Below are 18,835 nucleotides of genomic sequence, written 5' to 3' on the forward strand. Positions count from 1 at the left end.
GCATGAACATGTCCATCAAGGAAAAAGTGGAATCCGCCCTGGAAAAAATCCGCCCCGTGCTGCAAAACGACGGCGGCAATGTGGAACTGGTGGAGGTCACGGACGACGGCATCGTCAAGGTGCGGCTCCAGGGAGCCTGCCATGGTTGCCCCATGTCCCAGATGACCCTTAAGCACGGCATTGAACGGGTCATCCTCAAGGAAATCCCTGAGATCAAAGGCGTGGAATCAGTCTAAACGGTCCGCGGATTCGTTTCGGCCCCTGCCGTTTCGATCTTCCCGGATCACGCCGCCCCCGGCAACCAGCGGCTTTCTCCCAAGGGGACAGCCGCTTGCCGCGCATGGCTGTATTTTCCCGCACCACAACCGACCAGTGAAACAATCACAAACCCAGGCTGTTCAATACATCGTGCTGCCAACAATCCCTAAATGTTTCTCGTGCGCTGGCAAGGACGACACGCCAGGGCGAAACACTCTGAAACAAGGCAGCAACACTTCGTTTGTCAACAGCCTGCCAGCATCCCCGCCAAAGGAGAGGCACCATGTCTGAAGTCGTTACCCGGTTCGCGCCCAGTCCTACGGGCTTTTTGCACATCGGCGGCGCCCGCACCGCCCTGTTTTCCTATCTGCTGGCCAAAAGCCAGGGCGGACGCTTCCTGCTGCGCATTGAGGACACGGACCGTGAACGCTCCACTCCGGAAGCCACCCAAGCCATTCTGGACGCCATGCAATGGCTGGATCTGCCCTCGGATGGGGAAATCGTATACCAGCACGCCCGCCAGGATCGGCACAACGAAATCATTGACCAGCTTCTGGCCTCGGGCAACGCCTACTATTGCGACTGTAGCAAGGAGCAGGTGGACGCCATGCGCGAACGTGCTCGCGCCGAGGGAAAGAAGCCCAAATACGACGGAACCTGCCGCGAACGCGGTCTGGAAGCGGGCGAGGGACGCGTGGTCCGCCTAAAAACGCCCCTGCAAGGCTCTGTGGCCTACAACGACCAGGTCAAGGGACCGATTGCCGTTTCCTGCGAGGAAATGGACGACATGATTCTGCGCCGCTCCGACGGAACCCCCACCTACAACCTGGCCGTGGTGGTGGACGACCACGACATGGGCGTGACCCACGTGCTGCGCGGGGACGACCACGTCAACAACACGCCGCGCCAGATTCTCATCTACCGCGCCATGGACTGGGATGTGCCGGAATTCGGCCATGTGCCCATGATCCTGGGACCGGACAAGAAAAAGCTTTCCAAGCGGCACGGCGCCTTGTCGGTCATGGAATATGAAGCCATGGGCTATCTGCCCGAGGCCGTGGTCAACTATCTGGCCCGCCTTGGCTGGAGTCACGGCGACCAGGAAGTGTTCCACCGGGAAGAACTGCACGCCCTGTTCAGCCTGGACAACCTGGGCAGCTCTCCCTCGGTATTTGACACCAAAAAGCTGGAATGGCTCAACGCCCAGTACATCATGGAGGCCGACCCGGACCGGCTCACGGATCTGGTCATGGACGTGATTCGCGCCGAAGTGGGTGACGACCAGGCCCAAGCCCTGGACCGCGCCATGCTCCGCAAGGCCGTCCCCCTGCTCCAGCCTCGGGCCAAAACCCTGGTGGACATGGCCGAGGCCGCCCGCTTCTTCCTGGTGGATGCCGCCTATGTGCAATATGAAGAAAAGGCCGTAAAAAAATTCCTCACCGCCGAAAGCCTCTCGCTGCTTGCCGAGTACACGGACGCATTGCGCGAGCATGAAAATTTCAGCGAAGAGGCATTGGAAGAAATGACCAAAACCTTTGTGGAGTCACGCGGGCTTAAGTTCAAGGCCATTGCCCAGCCCATCCGCGTTTCCATCACGGGCCGCACCGCCAGCCCCGGGCTTTTTGAAACCATGGTGGTCCTGGGACGCGACCAGACCCTTGCCCGACTCAACAGGGTGCAGGATTTCGGCCTCTAGGCCGGTCCAGGCACCTGGAGCCGTCCCTTTCGCGTGGGGCGCTACAGCACAACGCCCGGGACCAGCTCGGTTCCGGGCGTTGCTGCGTGCAAAACAACTGTAAACGTCACGAGCGGCACCGGCTCAGCGCTTCCGAACCCAATCCAGCACGCCCCGCAGTTTTTCCATGTTCACCGGCTTGGTCAGGCAGTGATCCATGCCCCCGGCGAGAAAACGTTCCTGATCCGATTCCATGGCATACGCCGTGAGCGCCACCACAGGGACATCCGACACGGCCGCGAACTCCGGATCGTTCCGCAGATGGCCCGTGGCTTCCAGACCATCCATGACCGGCATCTGCACGTCCATGAGCACCAGGTCGGGCCGCTGCTCGCGTAGCGCATCCAACGCCTGGGAACCGTCCCGGGCCAGGGTCACGCCGTGGCCGAGCTTTTCCAACTGCCGCGTCAGGGCAATGCCGCTGACCCGATCGTCCTCCACCACCAAAATCCGCAACGCTTTCGACACATCACCTTCCTCGCCGGACTCAGAATGGGTAAGCGACGCAGGGGCTTCATCCGGAACAGGCATGGTTTCCTGCGACTTCGGAGTCGCCGGGATGGAATCCCGGGGCGCGTCCACACGCTCCCCGGCCTCGGACAAGGCTACGCAGAAACAAAAGGTGGTGCCGCTGCCGAGTTCACTCTCCAGGCTGATTTCTCCACCCATGAGATGCACCAGTCGGCGGCAGATGGAGAGTCCCAGCCCCGCTCCCTGATGTTCGCGCTGATACCCGTCTCCGCCCTGCACAAAGGGAGTGAACAACGCACTGAGCGTCTCCTCGGCAATGCCCGTACCCGAGTCCTCCACCACAAACAACAGACGACGGCATCCCGGTTTGCCACAGGGAAGTGGAGACACATTCACGGAAATGCCGCCGGTGGCGGTAAACTTGAACGCGTTGCCCAGCAAGTTGCCGATCACCTGCTGCAAGCGCAACACGTCCCCCACCATGGCCTCGGGCACCCCGGGATCCACGTGCAATTTGAGATGCAGCCCCGCCTGGGCGGCCATGGGTTGATACAACCCCACCACCTGACGCAAGGCCGGACGAATCTGAAAGACCTCCTCCACCAGAGGCAGTTTCCCTGCCTCCACGCGGGAGATGTCCAAAATATCGGAAAGCAGGCGATGCAGCCGCTGCACCGCGCCCAACGCCATGAACGCGTACTCGTCCTGTTCCTGGCTCAGGGAGGAGTCCCGCAACAATTGCAGCATACCCACCACGCCGTTAAGCGGCGTTCGCAACTCATGGCTCATGTTGGCCAGAAACTGCGACTTGGCCTTGTTCGCGGCCTCGGCCTGCTCCTTGGCTTGCACGGCCTCCTGCTCCGCCAGTTTGCGGGCCGTGATGTCCATGTGCGTCCCGACCATACGTAATCCGCGGCCGGTTTCATCGCGCTCCACCACGCGTCCCCGCGAGGAAATCCAAACCCATCGGCCGTTGCGGGCCTGCATGCGAAATTCCTGCTCCGCGGCGTCGCGCCGGTTCTCCAGGCAGGCGCTGTTCATCCGCTGCACGGCCTCACGGTCCTCAGGGTGTAGGCGGCTGAGCCAAAAATCAATCCCCATGTCCGTTTCCGAGGGCAGATACCCAAGCATGGAGGCATATCCCGGGCTGTAATACACCTCATCGGTCACCGTGTTCCAATCCCACAAACCGTCGCGGGAAGCTTCCATGGCCAGGGAAAAACGTTCTTCGCTTCGTCGCAGGGCTTCCTCAGTCCGCAACCGGCCAAGGCGGTTCACCAGGAGCATTCCGAGCAACATGCAGCCCAAAGGATAGATCGTCAGCACGGGCAGGGCGATGTTTTCCAGAACGCGCCAGCCCGTATCTCCAGGCAGGGTGAGCATCAGCGCCAGCATGGTGAGATGCACGGCCAACCCCAGCAGCAACAAATCACGCCAGGTCAATTCGCTCAGCGGGCGCTTGCGGCAGTGCCGCCAGAGCAAGCCGATCGCGCCGGAGGCCACGATCACGGAAATACCGGTCCACGCGCCCACGCCGCCCTGGTAGTAGCGAAACATGGCCGTGGTTGCCACGGTGATCACCGTGGGAAGCGTACCGAAAAACAAGCCGGAAATGGAGATGAGCACCGAACGGGTGTCAAAGACGATGCCCGGGCTGAAAGGCCACGGGGTGAGCATCACGGCCAGTCCGAGACTGCCCAGCAGCGCCCCCACCAGGCATTGCGCATACAGGGGGCGGCGCTCCTTCCATCGGACCACGCTCACATCGAACAGCAAGGCCGCCGCCAGCAGAAGCGACACGTTTTGCGCCAATCCAAGAAACGATTGCAGATTCACGTCCACTCCCCGACAGCAAACTCAGTATGCTTTGGCCCACATGGGCGAAGGATGACAATGGCTCCAGCTTTTCCCGGGAAAAAATCGTGTGGCAGAAGTATCACATTTTAGGCGAAAACGACAAGGAATCCAGCACCGGGGAAACTTCCTCGACGGGGGGGAGCCATGCCGCGGCCAACAAAAAAAACCCCGCCACAAGACGGGGTTCAATGCTGAAAGAATCTTGGGGGATTCTTTTTTTTGCCGAAGTTGGTTCAGACTAGGCGTTTTCCGCCTTGCGGACCATGGGCTTGACCACGCGTCCGGAACGGATGCAGCGGGTGCAGGCTTTGATGGTCTTGACCTGGCCGTTGGCCAGCTGAGTGCGCACGGTCTGCAGGTTGGGCATGAAGCGCCGACGGCTCTTGTTGTGCGCGTGGCTGACGTTGTTGCCGGTGGCCGGACCCTTTCCGCATATATCGCAAACTTTGGACATGATGACCTCCTCGCGTCCTTCACGAAAAAAAATTGTCGCGTGATGTTCGTGTCCTGAACACGGCGAACTCTTGCCGGACACGAAGGACGCATTACTTATCTTCTCCATCAGCAAAAGGCAAGCGCTTTTTCCTTGACATGGGAAAAATATCCCATATAGGTATGCGGCCTACGAGGAGTGTATGAAGAACTGGTTGATTACGGTAAGTGACCTCCCGGCGGACGGCCGGGAATTTTCATTTGCGGATGACGAATTTTGGCAGGATCGCCTGTCCGGACACGGTGTTGCCATCGAGTTGGCGGACAGTCCCCTGGTCGATGCCACGGTGCAGCCCCAGTCCGGAGGCGCCCTGGTGCGTGGCCGTCTGCGCGGAAACGTCCGCCTCATCTGCGACCGTTGCGCCGAACCGTTCGACTTTCCGGTCCAGGCCGAGTTTGAGCTGTTCGAGGCGCTCCCCAACGACGACGAACCCGCGGAGGATTCGCGGCTGCGTCTTGTGGACGATGCCCTGGAGCTGGACCTGGGAGCCATGGTCTGGGAAGAATTTGTTCTGGCCCTGCCCATGAAGCCCCTGTGCCGTGACGAATGTCGCGGAATCTGCTCCAAGTGCGGGCAAAACCTCAACAACGGCCAGTGCGACTGCGCCGGGGACGAGGGTGATCCAAGACTTGCGGTCTTCCGCGATCTTAAGCTAAAGTAGCGAGCTTTGCCCAAACGGGCCGCTCGAGAACAAGGAGACAATCATGGCCTTACCTAAAAAGAAAACGTCCCATTCCCGCAAAGGCATGCGCCGCGCCCATCATAAGGTGGACACCCCCAACGTGATCTACTGCGAATGCGGCGAACCCAGCCTGCCTCACCGCGTCTGCCCCTCCTGCGGCAGCTACCGGGGCCGTCAGGTTCTGAACCAGGACGATGCCTAACCCCCCCCGCATCGTCGTCGACGCCATGGGGGGCGACTTTGGTCCCCGCATCAACGTTCCCGCGGCGGTTACCGCCGCGGAACGGGGGGTCGACATCATCCTCGTGGGCGACGAGGACGCCATACGCGCCGAGCTTGACAAGACCCGCGCCCCGGACAGGGACCGGAATCTGAGCATCGACATCGTCCACGCCCCGGAAGTGGTGGGGATGGAAGAAAAACCTTCCGACGCTTTGCGCAAGAAGAAGGATTCCTCCATCATGGTCTGTTGCCGCCTAGTGAAGCAGGGCCGGGCCGATGGGCTGGTCTCCGCAGGGAACTCCGGCGCCACCGTGGCCGCCGCCATGTTCACCATCGGCCGCATCCGCGGGGTGGAGCGTCCGGCCCTGGCCGGCATCATGCCCACGGAAAAAGACCCCATCGTGCTCATCGATGTGGGCGCCAACGTGGATTCCAAGCCCTTTCACCTGGCCCAGTACGGCCTGATGGCGGATGTTCTGGCCACGCACGTACTGCGCATTCCCCGCCCGCGGGTGGGCCTGCTCTCCATTGGCGAGGAGGAAGGCAAGGGCAACACCGTGACCAAGGAAGCCTTTGACCTGCTCAAGGGGTCGCATCTGAACTTCATCGGTAATGTTGAAGGACGCGACATCTTTACGGGCGAGGTCAACGTCATTGTCTGCGACGGGTTCGTGGGCAACGTGGCGCTCAAGGTTTCCGAGGGCGTGGCCAAAAGCTTTGGAAAAATCCTCAAAGGCGAATTAAAGCGGGATTTCATTTCCAAGCTGGGAACACTTTTTTTGCTGCCCACCCTGACCCGCTTTGCTCGGACCCTGGACTATGCGGAATACGGCGGCGCGCCCCTGCTCGGCGTGAAAGGTTCCACCATCGTCTGCCACGGCGCATCCAACGTCAAGGCCATCACCAGCGCCATTATGATGGGTGCGCGCTATGTGCGCAACAAGGCCAACGACCACATCATCGAACTGCTCGAGGCACACGGCGACCTGTCCCGATACGGTCGCTCCGGCCGAAAAAACAAAAAGAGCGAATCCTCCTGAACCTCCTACCGGGGCCAACACCCCCGACCGAGAACACCCCATGAAACAGCCAGTTGTCATCAAGGGCCTCGGGTTTCACGTCCCGGAGCGGATTCTCACCAACCAGGATCTGGAACGCATCGTGGATACGTCCGACGAGTGGATCACCACCCGAAGCGGCATCAAAACCCGGCACGTGGTTTCCGAGGGCGAATCCCTCAGCGACCTGACCCACGGCGCCTCGCTCAAGGCTCTCGCCGATGCAGAGGTGTCTCCAGAAGCGATTACCCACATTTTAGTCGCCACCTTTTCCGCCGAGAACATGATCCCCTCGGCCGCCTGCACCCTGCAGGATCGTCTGGGACTACGCGGCCGCATGGCCCAGGATATTTCCGCGGCCTGCACCGGTTTTCTCTACGCTTTGGAAACAGCGCGCGGCCTGCTGGCCCTGCACCCCGAAGCCAAGATCCTGATCTGCTCGGGCGACGTGGTCACCAGCCGCGTGAACTGGGAAGACCGCGGCACCTGCGTGCTCTTTGGCGACGGATGCGGCGCGGCCGTGGTCATGCTGGACGACGGCGGTCCCCGCCGGGCCGTGGTGCGCGATGTGGCCCTGGCCTCGGACGGCGCCCTGGGCGATCTGCTGACCGTCAAAGGCGGCGGTTCCGGCACCATTTATAAACTCGGCGACCCCGTGGGCGAAGAATATTTTGTGCAGATGCAGGGCCGCGAGGTCTTCAAGCATGCGGTGCGCTCCATGACGAACATCAGCCGCAATCTGCTGAAAAAGCATGAACTCACATCCGATGATGTGGACGTTCTGCTGCCGCACCAAGCCAATCTCCGTATCATTGAAGCCGTGGGCAAAAAGCTGGCCATTCCCAATGAACGGGTTTTTGTAAACGTGGACAAATACGGCAATACATCCGCTGCCAGCGTACCCATTGCCCTGGCCGAGGCCGTACACGACGGCACGCTTGCTCCGGGGCGGCGCGCCCTGCTCACGGCCTTTGGCGGCGGCTTCACCTGGGGTGCCGCCCTGCTCGATACGTAACGGCACGCCCCGGTCGCTGCAACGTCACAAGGATTCCATTTGCAGTCCGGTCGGGATTGGTATAATTGACCCCCTGTCCCATGGGGTATGCAACGAGGATGGAGCATATGAGCGAACTTCCCAACGTCGCCCTGGTCACCGGCGGCTCACGCGGCATCGGTCGCGCCTGCGCCGAACGTCTCGCCGCCGACGGATTCGAGGTCTGGTTGACCTACGTAAGCAAACCCGAAGCCGCCGAGACCGTGGTGCAGACCATTGCGGATGCCGGCGGAACCGCTCGAGCCGTGCAGCTCGACTCTTCGGATCGCGAGGCCGTGGCCTCTTTCTTCAAGGACGAGATCAAAGGCAAAGTCCACCTTGCCGCCCTGGTGAACAACGCGGGTATCACTCGTGACGGGCTGCTCATCCGCATGAAGCCCGAAGACTGGGACAGCGTCCTGGACATCAACCTCACCGGTGCCTTCTCCTGCCTGCAGGAGGCCGCCAAGATCATGGCCCGGCAGCGCGGCGGATCCATCATCAACATTTCTTCGGTCGTGGGCCAAATGGGTAACGCGGGCCAGGCCAACTACGTGGCCGCCAAAGCCGGACTCATCGGCCTGACCAAAGCTGCGGCACGCGAACTGGCAGGACGCGGCGTGCGCGTCAATGCCGTGGCTCCGGGATTCATCGAAACCGACATGACCAAAGATCTCCCGGAAAAAACCGTGGAGAGCATGAAAACCATGATTCCGCTCAGCCGCCTCGGTTCCCCGGGGGACATCGCGGCAGCGGTCAGCTTCCTGGCCGGCAACGGAGCCGGTTACATTACGGGACAGGTGCTGGCCGTCAATGGCGGCATGTATATGTAATCGAGGCAACATCAACATGGAGGAAAATATGTCCGACGTCGCAAACAAAGTTAAGGACATCATCGTTGACCAGCTTGGCGTGTCCGCCGACGAAGTCACCGAAGAAGCGGCTTTTGTCGAAGACCTGGGCGCTGATTCTCTGGACCTGACCGAACTGATCATGGCCATGGAAGAAGAATTCGACATCGAAATCGATGACGAAGACGCGCAAAAGATCGCCAAGGTCAAAGACGCCGTCAATTACATTGAAAAAAACAAGTAGTGACCGGATTCGTCCGATCGTTAGCAATTCAGGAGCGTTCTATACTCCGATCGGGTGTAGGACGCTCCGCTTTTCCCGGCGAGAACCGGCCGGGCCGAGAGGGAGAATATGAACAGGGTAGTCGTCACCGGCCTTGCGGCCATCACCCCCCTGGGCAATGACCTGGCAACCAGCTGGGACAACCTCGTCGCCGGCAAATCCGGCATCGGACCCATCACGTCCTTTGACGCCACTGGGTTCGATTCCCGCATCGCCGGGCATGTCAAAGACTTCGACCACAGCCCCTACATCCCGCACAAGCAGGCCAAGCGCATGGAGTCCTTCACGCGCTATGCTGTGAGCTGCACCAGCATGCTCATGGCGGAAACCGGCCTGGAGATCCCCGAGGACAAGGCCGAACGCGTCGGCGTGACCATCGGCGTGGGCCTGGGCGGACTGAACGCCATCGAAGTCTACCACCAAAAATTGATCGAGCGGGGACCGGGACGCATCTCCCCCTTCTTCATCCCCACCATGATCGCGAACATGGCCGCAGGGCAGGTTTCCATCGAGGCCGGAGCACGCGGTCCGAACATCTGCACCACCACGGCCTGTGCCTCGGGTACCCACGCCATTGGAACCGCCTTTACCGACATCATGCTCGGTCGCATTGACGCGGCCATCTGCGGCGGCGTGGAATCCACCGTCACCCCCCTGGGCGTAAGCGGCTTCACCGCCATGAAGGCGCTCTCCACCCGCAACGACGAACCGGAGCTGGCCTCCCGTCCGTTCGATGCGGAGCGCGACGGCTTCATCATCGGTGAGGGGTGCGGCATTTTGCTGCTGGAATCCCTGGATCACGCCAGGGAGCGCGGCGCGAATATTTTGTGCGAAGTGACCGGATTCGGCGCGTCGGGCGACGCCTACCACATGACCGCCCCGCCCGAGGACGGTTCGGGCATGGCCCTGGCCATGCGTGCGGCCCTGCGTGAGGGCCGCGTCAACCTGGAAGACGTGGACTGCATCAACGCCCACGGCACCTCCACCAAGCTCAACGACCTCTGCGAGACCCGCGCGCTCAAGACCGTGTTCGGCGACCATGCCTACAAGCTGAACATCACGGCCAACAAATCCCAGACCGGCCACCTGCTGGGCGGCGCGGGCGGCGTGGAAGGCGTGTTCAGCGCCATGACCCTGGCCAAGGGCGTTATCCCGGCCACACAAAACCTGACCAATCCCGACCCGGATTGCGACCTGGACTACTGCGCGTCCGGTCCCCGGGAAAAACAAGTCGAATACGTGCTTTCCAACTCTTTCGGGTTCGGCGGCACCAACGGCTGCATTTTGTTCAAGCGCTTTGCGGACTGATCCCAAAGCGGTCTGAAAATCGAATTCGAGCGTCACACAGCCCGGGAGTCCGCTCCCGGGCGTGAACCTTTCATCCAAGGGGTATTTCCATGGAAGAAATCCTGATTCAAGACCCGGAAGTGGCAGCCGCCATTACCCGCGAGGTGGACCGGCAGGTGGGCAACCTGGAACTGATCGCTTCGGAAAACTTTACCTCCGTGGCCGTGCGCCAGGCCATGAGCAGCGTGATGACCCACAAATACGCCGAGGGATACCCCGGCAAGCGCTACTACGGTGGCTGCGAGTTCGTTGACCAGGCCGAAGACCTCGCCCGGGAACGCGTCAAGGCGCTGTTCGGCGCGGGGTACGCCAACGTGCAGCCCCACTCCGGCTCCCAGGCCAACATGGGCGTCTATTTCTCCTGCCTGGAACCGGGCGACACCATCCTGGGCATGGACCTGTCCCACGGCGGCCACCTGACCCACGGCAGCCCGGTGAACTTTTCCGGCAAGCTCTTCAACGTGGTGTTTTACGGTGTGAACCGCGAAACCGAGACCATCGACTACGACGAGGTGGAACGCCTGGCCAAGGAAAATCGGCCCAAGCTCATCGTGGCTGGCGCCTCGGCCTACTCGCGGGTCATCGACTTCAAACGCTTCCGCGCCATTGCGGACGAAGTGGGCGCGTTGTTCATGGTGGACATGGCCCACATCGCGGGACTCATTGCCGCGGGCGAGCATCCCTCCTGCATTGAGCACGCCCATTTCACCACCTCCACCACGCACAAGACCCTGCGCGGGCCGCGCGGCGGTCTGATCCTCTCCTCCGAGGAGAATCAGAAAAAGCTGAACTCCAACATCTTCCCCGGCATTCAGGGCGGACCGCTCATGCACGTGATCGCGTCCAAGGCCGTGGCCTTTGGCGAGGCATTGCAGCCCGGATTCCAGGAGTATCAGGCCCAGACCGTAAAGAACGCCAAGACCCTGTCCAGCGCCCTGGTTGAAACCGGATTCCGCATTGTTTCCGGCGGCACGGACAACCATCTGCTCATGCTCGACCTCACGGATAAGGGCATCACGGGCAAAGACGCGCAGCTGGCTCTGGAAAAGGCCAACATCACGGCCAATAAGAACACCATTCCGTTCGACACCCAGTCCCCGTTCGTGACCTCGGGCATTCGTTTGGGCACCCCCGCCCTGACCACCCGCGGCATGATCGAGGAAGACATGGTGGTGGTGGCCGAGGCCATTACCGCGGCCCTGGAAAACTGGAAGGACGACAAGGTGCTTGCCGAACTGAAAAGCGAAGTGGAGGAATTCGCCCGCGAATTCCCGCTCTTCGCCTGGTAGACCGGCCCAACGCCGCACCGAAGTACGCCCGGAGAACCCACGGTTTTCCGGGCGTTTCGCCTTTTTCTGCCGTCATGGGCCGCGCTTGCCTTCCGGGGCGGGAATGACTACTGAACAACAAGATTATCGTCCAAGGAGTCCCCATGTCCCGAATGCCCTGGCCCGACTATTTCATGAAAATCGCCCATGTGGTGGCCGAGCGCTCCACCTGCCTGCGCCGCAAGGTGGGAGCCGTGGCCGTGCGCGACAAACGCATCCTGGCCACGGGCTACAACGGCGCCCCCACCAACATGCGCCATTGCGAAGAGGTGGGCTGCCTGCGCGACCAGCTCAAGGTTCCGTCCGGGGAACGCCATGAACTGTGCCGCGCCCTGCACGCGGAACAGAACGTGATCACCCAATGCGCGGTGCACGGCGTGTCCCTGCAAGGCGCGGAAATTTATTGCACCACCCAGCCCTGCCTGATCTGCGCCAAACTGCTCATCAATTGCCAGGTGCGGGCCATTTGGTACGCGGATTCCTACCCGGATCAACTCACGGAACAATTTCTCGAGGAATCCGGCATTGAACACGGTCAACTCCCCTACCCCGGCCATGACTGAAGCGCCCGCCCGACACGAATACTGGATGGCGCGGGCCGTGGAACTGGCGCGACGCGGGCGCGGGCCTACGGCGCCGAATCCCTGCGTGGGCGCGGTGCTGGTGCGTGACGGCCAGGAAGTGGCCCATGGCTGGCACGAACGGTTCGGCGGTCCCCATGCGGAACGGCGCTGCCTGGCCCATGCGCGGGAACAGGGCGTGGACCCGAGCCGCTGCACCCTGTACGTGACCCTGGAACCGTGCAACCACCACGGCAAAACCCCGCCCTGCACCGAAGCCGTGCTGGAAGCCGGTATTCCGGAGGTGGTGGTGGGCGCGCTGGACCCCAATCCCGTGGCCCAGGGCGGAGCCGAACGGCTGGAACAGGCTGGCGTCCGCATCCGGACCCGCGTGCTGGAGCAGCAATGCCTGGACCTGATCCGGGATTTCCGGCTCTGGCAAAGCACAGACCGCGCCTACTGCATTCTCAAAATGGCCGCTACCCTGGATGGGCGCATTGCCGCACGCTCCGGCCGCCCCGAGCCGATTTCCAGCCCGGAAAGCTTTTCCGACGTGCATCGGCTTCGCGGCCTGGCCCAGGCCGTATTAGTGGGCGGTTCCACATTCTTGGGCGACGACCCAAGCCTGACCTGTCGGCTGGCAGATATGGACCAACCCACTGGTTCAACTGCGCCTTCTCTATATGATCAACAATTGATCAACGATGAACAACCATATGCGGTTGTCCTGACCTCACGGCTCCCCGGCGCAGACTGTGAACTCCAACTGATCCGCAAGCGACCGCGGCAGACCATTTTCTGGACCACGGAGCAGGCTGCGGCATCCGAAACCGCCCGCGCCCTGGAGGATATCGGCGTCCGCGTCTGGGCTTTGCCCCAACAGGGTCCAACCCTGCAAATTCAGGAAGGATTGCGTCGACTGCGCCAGGAACTGAACGGCCACTACCTGCTCTGCGAGGGCGGGGGCCAACTGGCCACCAATATGCTGGAACAGGGGGCGGCGGATGAATTTGTACTGTACCTCGCGCCCCGATTCCTTGGCGATGCCCAGGCCGCTCCCCTGGGAGCCGGTCGCCACTGCGAAACCATGGCCCAGGCCATGGACCTGCGGCTAGGGCGGTGCGAACCTTCAGGACCGGACCTGAAGCTGACCTACTATCCGCCCGACACCTCCGGCGCGGACTGATGCTGCACGCCGACCCACGAGCTGTGGCTCATTTGTTGATCTTCTCGCCCGAGTAGGTCACGGCCTTCTTGACCATGGTGTAGTAGCTGCCCCGGTCCATGCCCACCCGGCAACCGCACGCGCAATACAGTCCGTCCGGGCGTTCCCGGGCGTGGACCATGCGCACGATACGGTCCTTGTGGCAACGGTGCACCTCTCCCTGGCCGATCTTGCGATACCGAAACAATTTCTTGCGGCAGGCCGCACATTTCATGGTCAACATGCATCCAAGGTAGCGCAGGTCCGAATCCCGGTCCAGACGGAACCGTTCGCAAGCCCTGTTCCGCTATGGCCTGCCCTTACGGAACGTATCCGCAGGTTCCTTCCCTGTTTCCCATGGCCATACTCCATGTCATACCGCTTCCTACTGCCAGCCTGTACTACGTTCAAGAATCGTTTGCTGCTTTATAGACACCTCTTACCGATAGGTGGCGAACAGTATCCGTATACTGCCTACAACGGTATCTCCTTCGTATCCCTCCGGTTTCCCTTGACGAATCATAAAAACAACGCCATATAAAGCAGGAACAGATATCCATCTTCATTTCCCAGCCGCCCGGAGGCAGCCATGCAAATGAATTCCGAGGACATCCGCGAATTGGCTTCGGCCTTCCAAAAAAGCCGCGTGCTGCTGACGGCCTATGACCTGCGCCTCTTCACCCACATGGGGCGCAAGGCCCGCAGCGCGGATGATCTGGCCGCCCGGACCCGGACGGACGTTCGCGGCTTGGACCGACTGCTCGGTGCGCTCACCGCCATGGGACTGGTCATCAAACGGGAAACCACCTACCGCGCCACGGAATCCGCATTTCGGCTCCTTTCCGAGGAGAGTCCGGAACAACTCAGCCTGGGGCATCTCTCCAACCTCTACGACAACTGGGGCACCCTGACGCGGGCCGTGCAGGAAGGGGGAACCGTGCTGGAACCGGACTTCGACACCGAAGAACGGCGCGAACACTTCATCGCGGCCATGCACTCCCGCGCCCGCAACAATGCTCGGGAATTGGCGGTCCGCCTGCCGCTGGCACAAACCCGCCATGTTTTGGATGTGGGCGGCGGATCCGGCGTCTATTCCATGGCCATGTGCCGGGCCTGGCCCGGACTACGGGCCACCGTGCTCGATCTGCCCCAGGTGACGCCCCTGACGCGACGGTATGTGGCCGAAGCCGGGCTGGAACAACGCGTCAAAACCCGGGACGGCGACATGCGCACCAGCGACTGGGGCCAGGAATACGACTTCGTCTTTCTCTCCGCCATCGTGCATATGTTCGGACCCGAGGACAACGCTGCTCTGGTGCGACGCGCCCACAACGCCCTGGAACCGGGCGGACGACTCGCGCTGGTGGATTTTCTCATGGACGACACCCGGACCTCCCCGGCCTTCGGTGCCTTGTTCGCTCTGAATATGCTCGTGAACACGCGCCAGGGCGATGCCTACACCGAGAGCGAAGTGCGCAGATGGTTTGAACAAGCGGGCTTCACGGACCTGGGCTGCGTTCCGGCCGGACCGAACACGCGCATGTTTCTGGGAACCAAGGCCTAACGAATCGCCCGGCGGCTGTGCCGTGCCGCTCCCCACTGCCGGAATTCCGCGCTTCTGCCCGCTTTTTCGCCGGTCCGAGGCGTCGTCCCCAAAGAGGAAAAGCTCTGCGCCAGCATTGCCTTTCCCGTACAGCCCAAGCAGACGGCCCGCCCGAACAGCCACACGCTATCGCCAGGAACGACCGCTCACGACCAGACTTGCGGACCAGGCGGCCCCGGGGTAAGAGAGGGCCGCAACGCCCCCGACGGGTCGTTGAAAACGTCATATCGCAGGCAGTTCAAAGAACGGACGCAGCGCCGAAACAAAAAAAGCTCAAGTGATATGTGCAGTTCCGCACATAAAGAGGAGCTTTTCGAGGCAGCGAACAGGTCACCGTTCTCCAAACGCCTGCCAAGGAGCGACCATGGCCCTTCCCATTGCCGTCCTGGTTTCCGGCGGCGGTTCCAATCTCCAGTCCCTTATCGACCGCATGGAGTCTGGAACCCTGGACGCGGAAATCAAAATCGTTATTTCCAACAAGCCCGACGCGCACGGTCTCACCCGCGCACGCAACCACGGCATCCCGGCCCTGGCCCTGGATCATACCGATTATCCGTCCAGAGAAGCCTTTGACCGCGCCATGGTGCGCGCCATCCAGGAATCCGGGGCGCAGAGCGTGGTGCTGGCCGGATTCATGCGGATCCTCACTTCGGAATTTCTGAACGCCTTTCCCGGAAATGTGCTGAACATCCATCCGGCATTGCTGCCCAGCTTTCCTGGAGCGCATGGCCAGCGGGACGCCGCGGAATACGGCGTGCGCATCGCCGGGTGCACTGTGCATTTTGTGGATGAAAAAATGGATCACGGCCCGGTGATCATTCAGGCCGCGGTACCCGCCGTGCCCGGCGAAGAGACTGATGCCCTGGCCGCACGCATCCTGAAGCTGGAGCACCGCATCTATCCTCAGGCCGTGCAATGGCTGGCCCAGGACCGTCTGCGCATGGACGGTCGGCATGTGCAACTTCGCCCCGCGCACAGCGCTCCGGTCCCGCAACCGGAAAACGCCCTGGTCAGCCCGCCGCTGGAACAGGGATTCTGATCCGCTGCCACGGCTCGTCCTGCCACGACCAGCAACAAAAACCGCCCCGCGCACATCAAACGTCCGCAGGGCGGTTTTTACGCATGGTTGTTACCAAACCGTTCCCCTGCGCCAGGGAGCACACGACCCAAACGCCGCGTCAGTTCGCGGCTTCGGTCAAATCCGCATCCCCCCGCAGCCAGTCCAGGGCGGCATCCTCAGCAAAAAACGTTTTCACATCAAGTCCCGCGTTTCCGGCCGTGGTTTGGAAAAACCGTGCATACCCGGCATGCTCCGGCGCTTCCAATACGGCCTTCCGCAATGGTGAGGCCAGGCGTGGCGCTTCGCGGACATGAAAAAACGTATCCCCCAGATCAAGCCGTTCCGTCACGCCCCGCACGTCGAACAACACACGGACCACACCGGCCTCGGCAATGGCGCGAATGATGCGCTCCACCAATTCCCGGGCAGCCTCTTTGGTCGTCACCCTGCCGGTGATAACCAGACGCAAAATATCCCCGTCCAAACGGCTTTCCAACGTATATTCCATATCCCCTATCCTCCTGCGGACGCACTCCACGCTCCAGCATACCCCAGCAACAAAAACCGGGCAACAGGGGAAGCAATCAGACGCGGTTCCCCATGCAGGCCCGTGCCAAAGCCTCGGCAAATGAAGGGCAGGAAGCAAAATGAAGATGCACATACGAGCCGAGCACATTGTCCCGCGGTCCGGCAAGCCAGCCGCCCGTGGATACGCTCCGCCCCTTGCGGTCGGCCACCGAGTACACATTGTTGCCCCCCGGGTCAAAACAAAGTTCGGAATAATGAAACTCGTGCCCACGTGCTGTGAGTCCCTGCGGGCCGAACAGTCCGGACCTGGACAGGGTTACCTGGCGGTAGCCCAGGGCGCGGAACCGCTCACGCATGGCCGCCCGGCCAGAATACACCCCGCACAGGACATGATCCTTGCCCCGGGCATCCGTCAGCGAGGAAAGCAGATACAGAAAACCGCCGCATTCGGCGTACACGGGACGCCCCGAGGCGCAAAAGCCGCGCACGGCCTGGCACATAGAGCGATTTGCCGAAAGTCGGGAAACATGCAGTTCCGGGTAGCCGCCCGGCAGATACAACCCGTCCAGAGCAGGCGGCAGGCCGGACTCTTCCAACGGGCTGAAAAAAACGATTTCCGCACCGACCGCTTCCAGCAGACGCAGATTTTCCGGGTAGCAAAAACAAAAGGCCCGGTCCCGGGCCACACCCAGCCGAAAACGTTGTCCCGGCGCAGTACGGGGACGTGGCTCGCCGCTGCCCAGCGCCATACCCAGTGCCGGCAGGGAAGCCAAAAGCGCATCCAGGTCCAACGCCGCCTCCACCCAGTCCGCCAGGGCCGCATACACGGCATTGCAGCGGCTGTCCTCGGGCGTCACCAGTCCCAAATGACGCGAAGGCAAATCCAGACCCGAAGCTCGCGGCAGACACCCCAGCAACGGGGCGGGATTGGCGGATTCCGGCAGTGACGCCTCCAAAGCCTCCTGCAACAGCTCCGCATGGGCCGGACTGCCCACCCTGTTGAGCACCACTCCGGCGAATCGTAAATTTGGCTGGAATTCCAAATAGCCTTTGACCATTGCAGCGGCAGAGCGAGCCATGGATGCGGCGTCCGCCACCAGCAGCACAGGCAGACCGAGCCAGCGGGCCAACTCCTCGGACGACCCCGTGGGACCGCTGCCGGACGCGCCGTCGAACAGCCCCATAACCCCTTCCACAACCGCCACAGATCCGGGAGCCATGTTGCGGGCAACGATCCCGCGCACAGCGTCCCGGTCCAGCATCCAGCCGTCCAGATTGTGGGAAGGCCGGCCCGAGGCGCCGGCATGGTGCAGGGGATCGATAAAATCCGGTCCCGCCTTAAAGGGACGCACATCCAGGCCTCGACGGGCCAAAGCCGCCATAAGGCCAAGACTCACAGACGTCTTGCCGCACCCGGAACGGGTTCCGGCCACCAGCACACCCCGGGCCGGGGCATGGTCCGTAGGATCGAACGCGAACGGCAGCTCCAGGGAACCGCCCACGCTCAAACCAGCCCGCGTTTTTCCAGGCTGCGCAAAAAGGCCAACGCCTCGGCATGCTGCTCATTCATGGCCAGGGCCGCGTTCAGATGCCGCACCGCATGGGGGTGGTCTCCCTTTTCATAGTAGGCGCGGGCCAGATTATAGTGCAGATTTTCATCATCCGCCGCCATTTCCAGGGCGCGCTTGTAATAATGAACCGCATCGTCGAACAGCCCGCCCTTACGCAGATTGATTCCAAATTCATTGAACAAATGTTTGTGTTCGTCCTCGAACGCGGCATCGATATCCACCACACGCTGAAAGACCTCGTGGGCCTTTTCCTCATCCCCGCGTTGCAGATACACCAACCCAATGCCGAAGTTGGCCCGCACGTTGCGCTCATCCAGACCGAGCGCCTTGTTGTATTCGTACTCTGCGGTAAAGGTCTCGCCTCGCTTGCGGAATTTGTCGCCCCGGGCAACGTGCTTTTGCACGGCGCGGATTCGGGGCATGACATGCTCGTGCCAGATGCCCGGCTCGGGCATATAGTCGCGGAGCAAGTCCTCGCGGGTGATGGTCTCCGTATTGCCCACCGGGGAATACTCCTCCCCCAGGGGCTGAATCTCCACGTTTTCCTCGTCCAGTTCGCGCACAAGGTAGTTGAACCGTTGCTGCACGCGCTTTTGCGTGGAGCCGGTTCCGATCTTCATGGACTTGTGTATGGAAAAGACCCCGCACAAATCGTCGTTGGGGTATGTATCTTGGTCGGTCATGCGATTTC

20 protein-coding genes are annotated in these 18,835 nt (G+C 61.6%); 14 read left to right on the plus strand and 6 right to left on the minus strand.

The window, feature by feature from the left end; translation table 11 throughout:
• Positions 1–14 precede the first annotated feature (14 nt).
• Positions 15–236, plus strand: a complete 222-nt coding sequence (locus B5D49_RS01920; protein ID WP_078716045.1) for a NifU family protein — start codon at positions 15–17, stop codon at positions 234–236.
• Positions 237–541: 305 nt separating this feature from the next.
• On the plus strand, positions 542–1,954 hold the full coding sequence (gltX, locus tag B5D49_RS01925; RefSeq protein WP_078715948.1) for a glutamate--tRNA ligase: 1,413 nt from the start codon (positions 542–544) through the stop codon (positions 1,952–1,954).
• A gap of 123 nt (positions 1,955–2,077) precedes the next feature.
• Here gltX and B5D49_RS01930 read toward each other — a convergent pair whose 3' ends face one another.
• Positions 2,078–4,300 (minus strand): LytS/YhcK type 5TM receptor domain-containing protein, encoded by a 2,223-nt coding sequence (locus B5D49_RS01930; protein WP_159447104.1) that lies wholly within the window; start codon positions 4,298–4,300, stop codon positions 2,078–2,080.
• A gap of 259 nt (positions 4,301–4,559) precedes the next feature.
• A complete protein-coding gene (gene rpmB / locus B5D49_RS01940) occupies positions 4,560–4,775 on the minus strand; it encodes a 50S ribosomal protein L28 (protein WP_078715951.1) in 216 nt (71 codons plus the stop codon).
• 181 nt (positions 4,776–4,956) lie between these two features.
• Here rpmB and B5D49_RS01945 point away from each other — a divergent pair, with 181 nt between their 5' ends.
• The 10 genes from B5D49_RS01945 (at position 4,957) to ribD (ending at position 13,364) form a co-directional block, all read left to right on the plus strand.
• Positions 4,957–5,475: a YceD family protein gene (locus B5D49_RS01945; RefSeq protein WP_078715952.1), complete on the plus strand. Its 519-nt coding sequence runs from the start codon at positions 4,957–4,959 to the stop codon at positions 5,473–5,475.
• A 43-nt stretch (positions 5,476–5,518) separates the two neighbouring features.
• A complete protein-coding gene (gene rpmF / locus B5D49_RS01950; RefSeq protein ID WP_078715953.1) occupies positions 5,519–5,698 on the plus strand; it encodes a 50S ribosomal protein L32 in 180 nt (59 codons plus the stop codon).
• Positions 5,691–6,758: a phosphate acyltransferase PlsX gene (gene plsX, locus B5D49_RS01955; RefSeq protein WP_078715954.1), complete on the plus strand. Its 1,068-nt coding sequence runs from the start codon at positions 5,691–5,693 to the stop codon at positions 6,756–6,758. The genes rpmF and plsX overlap by 8 nt, the downstream gene beginning before the upstream one ends.
• Before the next feature lie 40 nt (positions 6,759–6,798).
• Positions 6,799–7,791, plus strand: coding sequence for a beta-ketoacyl-ACP synthase III (locus B5D49_RS01960; RefSeq protein ID WP_078715955.1), 993 nt, complete (start codon positions 6,799–6,801; stop codon positions 7,789–7,791).
• A 107-nt stretch (positions 7,792–7,898) separates the two neighbouring features.
• Positions 7,899–8,642: a 3-oxoacyl-[acyl-carrier-protein] reductase gene (gene fabG / locus B5D49_RS01965; protein ID WP_078715956.1), complete on the plus strand. Its 744-nt coding sequence runs from the start codon at positions 7,899–7,901 to the stop codon at positions 8,640–8,642.
• 28 nt (positions 8,643–8,670) lie between these two features.
• The gene (locus tag B5D49_RS01970) at positions 8,671–8,904 is read left to right on the plus strand and encodes an acyl carrier protein (protein WP_078715957.1); all 234 of its coding nucleotides are present in this window, start codon (positions 8,671–8,673) and stop codon (positions 8,902–8,904) included.
• A gap of 108 nt (positions 8,905–9,012) precedes the next feature.
• Complete coding sequence (gene fabF, locus B5D49_RS01975; protein WP_078715958.1) at positions 9,013–10,251, plus strand: beta-ketoacyl-ACP synthase II; 1,239 nt, start codon at positions 9,013–9,015, stop codon at positions 10,249–10,251.
• Positions 10,252–10,340: 89 nt separating this feature from the next.
• Positions 10,341–11,579: a serine hydroxymethyltransferase gene (gene glyA / locus B5D49_RS01980; RefSeq protein ID WP_078715959.1), complete on the plus strand. Its 1,239-nt coding sequence runs from the start codon at positions 10,341–10,343 to the stop codon at positions 11,577–11,579.
• Positions 11,580–11,722: 143 nt separating this feature from the next.
• Positions 11,723–12,181 carry a deoxycytidylate deaminase gene (locus tag B5D49_RS01985; RefSeq protein WP_078715960.1) on the plus strand — a complete coding sequence of 153 codons (459 nt, stop codon included), beginning with the start codon at positions 11,723–11,725 and terminating at the stop codon, positions 12,179–12,181.
• Positions 12,144–13,364 (plus strand): bifunctional diaminohydroxyphosphoribosylaminopyrimidine deaminase/5-amino-6-(5-phosphoribosylamino)uracil reductase RibD, encoded by a 1,221-nt coding sequence (ribD, locus tag B5D49_RS01990; RefSeq protein ID WP_327083002.1) that lies wholly within the window; start codon positions 12,144–12,146, stop codon positions 13,362–13,364. The genes B5D49_RS01985 and ribD overlap by 38 nt, the downstream gene beginning before the upstream one ends.
• A gap of 28 nt (positions 13,365–13,392) precedes the next feature.
• On the opposite strand, the gene B5D49_RS01995 is transcribed toward ribD, so the two are convergent.
• Positions 13,393–13,626 carry a hypothetical protein gene (locus B5D49_RS01995; protein ID WP_078715962.1) on the minus strand — a complete coding sequence of 78 codons (234 nt, stop codon included), beginning with the start codon at positions 13,624–13,626 and terminating at the stop codon, positions 13,393–13,395.
• 345 nt (positions 13,627–13,971) lie between these two features.
• Between B5D49_RS01995 and B5D49_RS02000 the strand changes: the two genes are divergently transcribed.
• Positions 13,972–14,946, plus strand: coding sequence for a methyltransferase (locus tag B5D49_RS02000; protein WP_078715963.1), 975 nt, complete (start codon positions 13,972–13,974; stop codon positions 14,944–14,946).
• A 403-nt stretch (positions 14,947–15,349) separates the two neighbouring features.
• Entirely contained in the window at positions 15,350–16,024 is a 675-nt protein-coding gene (gene purN, locus B5D49_RS02005) for a phosphoribosylglycinamide formyltransferase (protein ID WP_078715964.1), read from the plus strand.
• Between the two features lie 139 nt (positions 16,025–16,163).
• Here purN and B5D49_RS02010 read toward each other — a convergent pair whose 3' ends face one another.
• The 3 genes from B5D49_RS02010 to B5D49_RS02020 all read right to left on the minus strand — a co-directional run bounded on the left by B5D49_RS02010 (position 16,164) and on the right by B5D49_RS02020 (position 18,827).
• On the minus strand, positions 16,164–16,553 hold the full coding sequence (locus tag B5D49_RS02010; RefSeq protein ID WP_159447105.1) for a SpoIIAA family protein: 390 nt from the start codon (positions 16,551–16,553) through the stop codon (positions 16,164–16,166).
• Between the two features lie 76 nt (positions 16,554–16,629).
• Positions 16,630–18,075 (minus strand): cobyrinate a,c-diamide synthase, encoded by a 1,446-nt coding sequence (locus tag B5D49_RS02015; RefSeq protein WP_234990604.1) that lies wholly within the window; start codon positions 18,073–18,075, stop codon positions 16,630–16,632.
• A gap of 2 nt (positions 18,076–18,077) precedes the next feature.
• Positions 18,078–18,827 carry a tetratricopeptide repeat protein gene (locus B5D49_RS02020; RefSeq protein ID WP_078715966.1) on the minus strand — a complete coding sequence of 250 codons (750 nt, stop codon included), beginning with the start codon at positions 18,825–18,827 and terminating at the stop codon, positions 18,078–18,080.
• Between the last annotated feature and the right edge of the window lie 8 nt (positions 18,828–18,835).

The organism is Paucidesulfovibrio gracilis DSM 16080 (assembly GCF_900167125.1).
Lineage (GTDB): Bacteria > Desulfobacterota > Desulfovibrionia > Desulfovibrionales > Desulfovibrionaceae > Paucidesulfovibrio > Paucidesulfovibrio gracilis.